Source organism: Terrisporobacter sp. (genome assembly GCF_017888745.1).
Lineage (GTDB): Bacteria > Bacillota > Clostridia > Peptostreptococcales > Peptostreptococcaceae > Terrisporobacter.
This window is the reverse complement of record NZ_JAGHFM010000031.1, coordinates 1-7,149: the sequence shown is the minus strand read 5'-3', so window position 1 is coordinate 7,149 and position 7,149 is coordinate 1. Positions and strand designations below refer to the sequence as shown.

The window sequence follows — 7,149 nt, the reverse complement described above, 5'->3', positions numbered from 1 at the left end:
GTTTACAACAAAATCGAATTTTATAATATAATAAAGTAAATACTTATATGAGGTGATTCAATGAAAAATATAGGAGCTTTTTTTGATATTGATGGAACAATTTATAGGGATTCCCTTATGGTAGAACATTTTAAAAAGCTTATTAAATACGAAATCGTAGATCAAAAAGCTTGGGTTGCCCATGCTAGGGATACATTTTTAGATTGGGATAAAAGACAAGCTAATTACGATGACTATCTTGATGAAATATGTGATTTATATGTTAAGTCATTACAAAATGTAGATAAGTCAGGAATTGATTTTACTAGTGATCAAGTTATTGCTTTAAAATCAGAGCGTGTTTATAAATATACACACTCAAGAATAAAATGGCATTTAGAAAATGGTCATAAAGTTATTTTTATATCTGGAAGCCCAAGCTTTTTAGTGGAAAAGATGGCTAAAAAATATAATGCAACAGATTATGCAGGTAGTGAATATATATTTGAAGACGGTAAATTTAACGGAACTGTCATACCTATGTGGGACTCAAAGAGTAAAAATATTGCTATAGATAAATTTGTAGAAAAATACGATATAGATTTAAGTCAGTCTTATGCCTATGGAGATACTAATGGTGATATTAGTATGCTTAAGCGTGTTGGACATCCTGTAGCAATTAACCCAACTAATGAACTAGTTAATCATATAATACAAAATGATGATTTAAAAGAAAAAGCTGAAATAATAGTTGAAAGAAAAGATATAATTTATTCTTTAGATTGCAATGTGAAAAGATTTGAGATAGGCTTATAATATACCAATTGTACGGAGGATGATAACTTGAATATAAACGAAAGAATTTTAAACTTTATTGATATTCTTGGTGACTTAGATGATATAAGCAAAAAATTATATTTAGAATCACCTGAGACTTGGATAGACTTCTCAGATAAAGTTTCTGAACAAAATATAGATGAAATGGTTCTATTTTATGCAAGCAAATATAATTATGTATCTGTATTAAAGTTTGTTAATGAAAATAAAATAATAAATTTAGATGGTCCATCTAGAAATAAACAATTTTCATCTATAAGAAATCATCTTATAGCTGTTTCCAAAGATTACAATAGTATAGATACATATAATTACTTAATAGGTAATTATGAACATGAATCTACATCTAAAATGGAAAAAGATACACTAGAAGAAAAACAAAATATAAATAGTTATACACCTGTTTTCTTATGTCCTCATTGTAACTCAAATGTTTTTGAGAATGGATATAAGGTATTTGAAGAAATAAGCTATAATTTTTCAAAAGAAAAAAATAAGTCGCAAGAAATATCTAGACAAAGAGATAGCAGAGTATTTTGTTGTAACTGTAATTATAATATTGATAATGTATCTGTAGATCTATTAGAAAATCTATGTTCTATACACAATTGTAAGAAATGTGGTAAGGACTTAACAGAGATAGGTATAGATGAAAAGATAAAGATGAAGTTTAATGATAAAGATAAGAAGTTTACTTCTTCAGTAAAAACTTATAACTGTCCATCTTGCCAAGAAGAGTTAACTGAATATCAAGCAAAATACTTTAATTTAATATAATAATATTATTAAAGTAACTTTATCCAGTATGATTTATATATACAATGATTAAAAAGGACTAAAAATATACAAATATATCTTTAGTCCTTTTGCTATTTATTAATAATTATTTTTCTAAGTCTAATATTATAATAATCTATAAATCTAGAATATACATAATCATAAATCAGGAATGCTATCTGAAATATTATTATAGTAAATAAATTTACAGGTATATATACAAAGTTTTTTAATATAAAGTATGTTATAAGAATCAATATATTTGCTGATATTATCTTCATAATATATTCTGTAAAAAAACTTCTATCATTTTCTATTACATACTTTATTAATCCATAAATCCCAAATGTAAATATATATAATATCCATTGAGACTTATTAGTCATAACAATAAAACTTAATATAACAGACGCCATATAAAATATTGTCCCTAGCTTAGGCCCATATTCCATTATTATTATAGATATAGGTAAAGATGCTAATCCCATAAGAAATAATGTATTAATCGGTATTATATTAACTAATAGTAATAAAATTATATTTAGAGCTAATAAAATACCTCCATAAGCAATTTTTCTACTCATATTTTTCAACTCCTAGAAACAAGTACACAAATCTCCTCCGCAACATTCACAACATGAGTCGCATAAGTACAATGTACATAAATCGCTACAACAATCATCACCACAACAGCAGCAACAACATCCACTTGAATCATATCGTCTATTTCTATTGTAATCATAAGAACGACGGTTATAATCATTTCTATAACTATTATACTGATTATATGCATTTATATATTCTTTATTATTAGGTTCCATGAATTTAGCTCTTTTTAAGCAATCTTCTCCTTCTTCATAATACCCCATATTCATAGCAGATAATCCCCTTAAATAATACCACTCTCCACATTTATCACTTATACTTTGTAAAATTTCATATGCTCTTTTAAACTCTTTATTTGCTATAAATTTTCTAGCTGTTAAAAACCTTTCTTCTCCATAAACATTATTGTACATTACTTTCACTCCCTTTATTTAATATATTCTTATATCTCATATACACTCCAGAGTAAACTATATTTTCTATTATACCTCTATTTATCTGCAAATTTAATTTGTCTATAGATGAGGCTAATAAACCAAGGGATATACTAATTAGTTTATCTACCCTTACCTTTAACTCTTCCCTTTTATTTATATATTCATTAAAAGGATTATATCTTCCTTTTTTATAATCTTCTTCCAAATCTTCATAAGCATCTAAAATATATATATATTTTCCTATATTAAAACCTATCCTTCTTAAATCTTCTTCATATGAATCATCTTTATAAGAAAAAATCTCTCCCATTACTTCACCGAAAGTATTAGATACCATATCTATATTAGAACTTTTTTCTTTTTCTAACTCATTTAGCAACTTCATTTGTTGCTTTATAATTTCAGCCTTTTGAGGGTATTTCTCATATGCTAGTTTTAGCTTTCCTTTATATATATTGTAAGCCAAAATATCCTTAATACCTTTATCATCTAATAAGTTATCTTCTAATTTATAATGAGATAAAATAATATTCATACTTGCTGCATATTCTGTTATTTCATTTATTATTTTCTTTTTCTTTTTAAATGGACTAACTATACAATTCTCTTCAATTATTTCACTATTAGGTTTATATAAGGCAGTAAGAAGCACAATCAAAAATGTAATATCATAATTCAATCCAAGTCTAGATATTTCACCATGATTCTTCTTTAAATACCTGCATAAACCACAGTAGTAGCCTTTATAATTTTCAAACTCTCTAAAAGTTAAATCCATCTTATTTATTCTAACATAACCAAACATTTTATTACCTTTCTAATTTAAGATATATATCTTAATTATACATTATATAAATTATTATATTCATGTTAATTTTAAATTCTTAATTAATGTATATATTAAACCATCTATTCTTTGATATAGTTGGAGCTATATTATTAGCTATTTGGATCATGGTAAAAGTTAAGAAAACAAAAAATAAAGTTAAAGAAGCTTGTTAATTTTCATCAAAATATAAATAAAAAGCTATCTTTTAATAGATTGATATCTATTAAAAGATAGCTTTTTATTTACTTAATTATTATAAAATAAACCTCATAGATTTGTTTTCATCATCCTCTATGGCTAAGACCTCTAACTCTTTATAATTTCTAAAAAGCCACTTTATATCTGACATAATTTGAGTTACTTGATTTTTATTAAGTTTACCAATACAGTAATCTTCCCTTATCTCTTTAAAATCATTTGAAACAAGAAAATTTTTTATAGCTGTATATGCAATAGTATTCGGAATACCACTTCCTATCTCTTTTGAACGTTTATTTCCTCTCATATACATTTTCATATTATACAGATCCTCCAATATATTTATTTATATCAATCATCTAATATTGATTAACTCTTAGTTTATATTTATATATATGAGATATACAATAACTTAAATAACCCTTTTATAATCTTATTGTATAAATCAATACTTATACGATTTTTATAGCTTATTTTATACATTCCTCAAGATGTTAGAAAAAACATATTAGGTCATTCTATCAACTAAATTATCAGTTAATTAAGTTTGATTTATTTATATTGTATCCCTTATGCTATTTTGCCTTATATACAAAAAATCTTACATGAGTAGTTACCCAAGTAAGATTTTTAATTATTATAAATAATATTGAAAATTATGATGCTTTTCTTTGATCTTGATTATCGTCAGATATTACATATTTTTTCCATTCTTTAACTGTGAATATTGCTAATGCAGTTACGTTTATTCCGCAAAGTACGAATAATAGTAAGTCAACTGCTTCGAATACAACATTCGCTCCAAATACCGCTAAAGTACCAGCTAATATAATTAAAGCTAAGTATATAGCTATATTTTTATTTATATGATTTTCTTTAAATAATTTAGTCATGTAGTAGTAAGATCCTAATATTGTAGTTAATGCAGATAATACTGTAAATGCACATAATACAACTAGTCCAAATATACCTGTTATACTTTCAGCAGTAGCAAAGTATTCAGCTAATCTCTCAGCAGCTCCACCTTGGAATGTTATTATTCCAGCATTTATACCATAAGATGCTATATATGAAGTAACTACTATAGATACAACTACTGTAACTACTGTAGGTATTAAAGATATCATAGCCGCTTCTCTTGGTTTAGTATCAGCTTCTTGAGCAGCCATTGCTAAAGCACCTAGACCAGTTTCAGCAGTTTGTAATACTTTTTGCATACCTAATACGAATCCTAAGACAATTCCTGAAAATCCATTTACTGGATTAGTCATTCCTTCTAATATATGAGCAAAGTAAGTTGGTATATATCCAGAAGTTTTTATAACAAATAATGTGAAGAATATAAAGTATCCAACTACAGCTGTTCCTATCATATAAGTCATTGCATTCATGAATATTTCATGTTTTTTAGATAATACTAAAGCAGCAACTACTGCTATTACTGGTACAACTATAAACATATATCTTTGAGTTAAAGTAAGGTTTATACCCATGAATTGGCTAGTTACTAGACTAGCAACTGAGTCTATACCAGAGAATTGGAATCCACCGAATCCGAATACTGCTAAAGCAACGAAACATACAGCGTAAACCATTCCTAATTTAGGAGTTATTAATTGTCCTATATATTCTTTTGGACTTTTACCCATTATTTTAGAGTTTAAAGTCTCAGCGTAAGAAACCGGTACCATTATACAAGCTCCTATTAAAGCCCATATAGCCATAGCTTCTACATTTACTTCTCCAGATGCAGAGAATTTTGATAATGCACCTAAAACACCTATGATTGCCCCAGTACCTATCATCGCACCTAATGATATCGATGCAGGTCCTATTATATTTTTTATTTTTAATCCAGCCGGCTTAGTTGCTTTACCTTGGATCATGAATATAGTTCTTATAGATGTAAATGCACCAACTATTAACATGAATGGTAAAAATATTGGCCAAACTGCATCAGATATTGCTGTTATTACAGCTTCTAATTGATGTAACATGTCTTTTCTCCTTTTTTGTTTTATTATTGAATTTTATAATTTCTTTTGATTGTTAAACTAAAATAAATATAGCAATAAAAAAACAAGATTAATAGTTAATAACTTAAATTAATCATATTACCTTAATTATTATTCCACATTTAGTTAAATGTTTTCACACAACTAAATTAAGACAATATTACGTTTAAAATTGAAAACTATATCTTGTTATGTATTACTCGCCATTCACAAATTGATTTTATCAATAATTATCGATATTTGTCAAGCATTTGTACTTTTTTTAAAAAAATCTAAATTTTTATTTTATTTTTTCTTTTAAAAATTATACTTACAAACAATCAATGGTTATTTTTTCCTACATATTATATATATCAAGTTAGAATATAAATATATTGTTATTTTTAATAGTTTTATATTCCTTCATATTTTTAAACCAATATAATATTTTATAGTAATTTGTTATTTTTCTACAAATTATAACTTGATTTATTTTCATTTTTATAATTAAATTTCTTTTTTTGTTATATTATTTCATTTGACGACAATTATTTTATGTGATATATTTTATTCTATAAAGTTTATTTTTTACAATTTATTATATATATACATATATAATAAATTTATATTCAAAATAAACTTAGGAATAAATAACTTATATAGTGTTATGTATTGTTCGCCAACAAATTATAACAAAAAGAGGTATTCATTATGGAAAAAACTCAAAACAACAAAAAACAATTTTTCTATGGCTGGGCTATAGTCTTCGGTTGTATGCTTATCCAAGCTGTTCCATTCTCAATTGCAGCTAACCTACAACCTACATTTACTAACTATGTAATGTCTGCGGAAGGGTTTACATTAGCTCAGTTTTCATTAATATTTACTATAGGTACAGTAGTATCTGCAGTATGTTCTCCATTCATAGGGAAGTTATATTCTAACCCTAAGGCTAATATAAAATTACTTTATGTTATAGGTGTTTTAATATTAGGTGGAGGTTTCGCAGCTTTCTCATTAGCTGGAGATAACATATTCATTTACTATGCATTATCAATTTTAGTTCAAATAGGTTCTGCTATAATATCTGCAATAGGTGTTCCAACACTTATAAATGGTTGGTTCGTAGAAAACAAAGGTTTAGCTATGGGTCTAGCATTTGCTGGTGGTGGATTAGGTAACATGTTCCTTCAATTATTAGCAGGAAAATGGCTTCCTACAATAGGATATAAGGCAACTTACTTAAGATTTGGTATAATAGCTATAGTTGTAGCTTTACCAATAGCTCTTTTCATATTAAGATTACCAAAATCTCAAGATGAATTATCTGCTAATGTTTCTAAGAAGAAAAAAGATTCTGTTGACACTGGATCTACTAAATGGGGTTATTCTTTTGCAGAAGTTACTAAAATGAAACATTTCTGGATATTCGCTGCTTCATTCTTATTTGTAGGATTATATGTAGGTGGTATGGTATTACAATTTATACCTT

General features: G+C 26.2%; 8 protein-coding genes. 3 read left to right on the top strand and 5 right to left on the bottom strand.

Translation table 11 applies throughout. The features are described from left to right. Nucleotides 1-60: 60 nt before the first annotated feature. Together J7G74_RS01240 and J7G74_RS01235 are read left to right on the top strand one after the other, a co-directional pair. Nucleotides 61-795: an HAD family hydrolase gene (locus J7G74_RS01240; RefSeq protein WP_297130773.1), complete on the top strand. Its 735-nt coding sequence runs from the start codon at nt 61-63 to the stop codon at nt 793-795. Between the two features lie 27 nt (nt 796-822). Next, entirely contained in the window at nt 823-1,593 is a 771-nt protein-coding gene (locus J7G74_RS01235; protein WP_297130770.1) for a hypothetical protein, read from the top strand. Nucleotides 1,594-1,685: 92 nt separating this feature from the next. On the opposite strand, the gene J7G74_RS01230 is transcribed toward J7G74_RS01235, so the two are convergent. The 5 genes from J7G74_RS01230 to J7G74_RS01210 all read right to left on the bottom strand — a co-directional run bounded on the left by J7G74_RS01230 (nt 1,686) and on the right by J7G74_RS01210 (nt 5,660). Beyond that, nucleotides 1,686-2,177 (bottom strand): hypothetical protein, encoded by a 492-nt coding sequence (locus J7G74_RS01230; protein ID WP_297130767.1) that lies wholly within the window; start codon nt 2,175-2,177, stop codon nt 1,686-1,688. Nucleotides 2,178-2,189: 12 nt separating this feature from the next. Next, complete coding sequence (locus J7G74_RS01225) at nt 2,190-2,612, bottom strand: hypothetical protein (protein ID WP_297130763.1); 423 nt, start codon at nt 2,610-2,612, stop codon at nt 2,190-2,192. Next, nucleotides 2,602-3,441, bottom strand: a complete 840-nt coding sequence (locus J7G74_RS01220; RefSeq protein WP_297130760.1) for a DUF5685 family protein — start codon at nt 3,439-3,441, stop codon at nt 2,602-2,604. The genes J7G74_RS01225 and J7G74_RS01220 overlap by 11 nt, the downstream gene beginning before the upstream one ends. Before the next feature lie 277 nt (nt 3,442-3,718). After that, the gene (locus J7G74_RS01215; RefSeq protein ID WP_297130757.1) at nt 3,719-3,982 is read right to left on the bottom strand and encodes a hypothetical protein; all 264 of its coding nucleotides are present in this window, start codon (nt 3,980-3,982) and stop codon (nt 3,719-3,721) included. A gap of 337 nt (nt 3,983-4,319) precedes the next feature. Continuing rightward, complete coding sequence (locus J7G74_RS01210; protein ID WP_297130753.1) at nt 4,320-5,660, bottom strand: alanine:cation symporter family protein; 1,341 nt, start codon at nt 5,658-5,660, stop codon at nt 4,320-4,322. Nucleotides 5,661-6,368: 708 nt separating this feature from the next. On the opposite strand from J7G74_RS01210, the gene J7G74_RS01205 reads away from it, so the two are divergent. Further along, nucleotides 6,369-7,149, top strand: a 781-nt coding sequence (locus J7G74_RS01205; protein WP_297130750.1) for an MFS transporter, incomplete at its 3' end; no start/stop codon positions are given.

What these genes read in the sequence shown, in the direction of transcription:
- J7G74_RS01225 (WP_297130763.1), bottom strand. Translation starts at nt 2,612, where the DNA reads ATGTACAATAATGTTTATGGAGAAGAAAGGTTTTTAACAGCTAGAAAA.
- J7G74_RS01230 (WP_297130767.1), bottom strand. Translation starts at nt 2,177, where the DNA reads ATGAGTAGAAAAATTGCTTATGGAGGTATTTTATTAGCTCTAAATATA.
- J7G74_RS01220 (WP_297130760.1), bottom strand. Translation starts at nt 3,441, where the DNA reads ATGTTTGGTTATGTTAGAATAAATAAGATGGATTTAACTTTTAGAGAG.
- J7G74_RS01240 (WP_297130773.1), top strand. Translation starts at nt 61, where the DNA reads ATGAAAAATATAGGAGCTTTTTTTGATATTGATGGAACAATTTATAGG.
- J7G74_RS01215 (WP_297130757.1), bottom strand. Translation starts at nt 3,982, where the DNA reads ATGAAAATGTATATGAGAGGAAATAAACGTTCAAAAGAGATAGGAAGT.
- J7G74_RS01210 (WP_297130753.1), bottom strand. Translation starts at nt 5,660, where the DNA reads ATGTTACATCAATTAGAAGCTGTAATAACAGCAATATCTGATGCAGTT.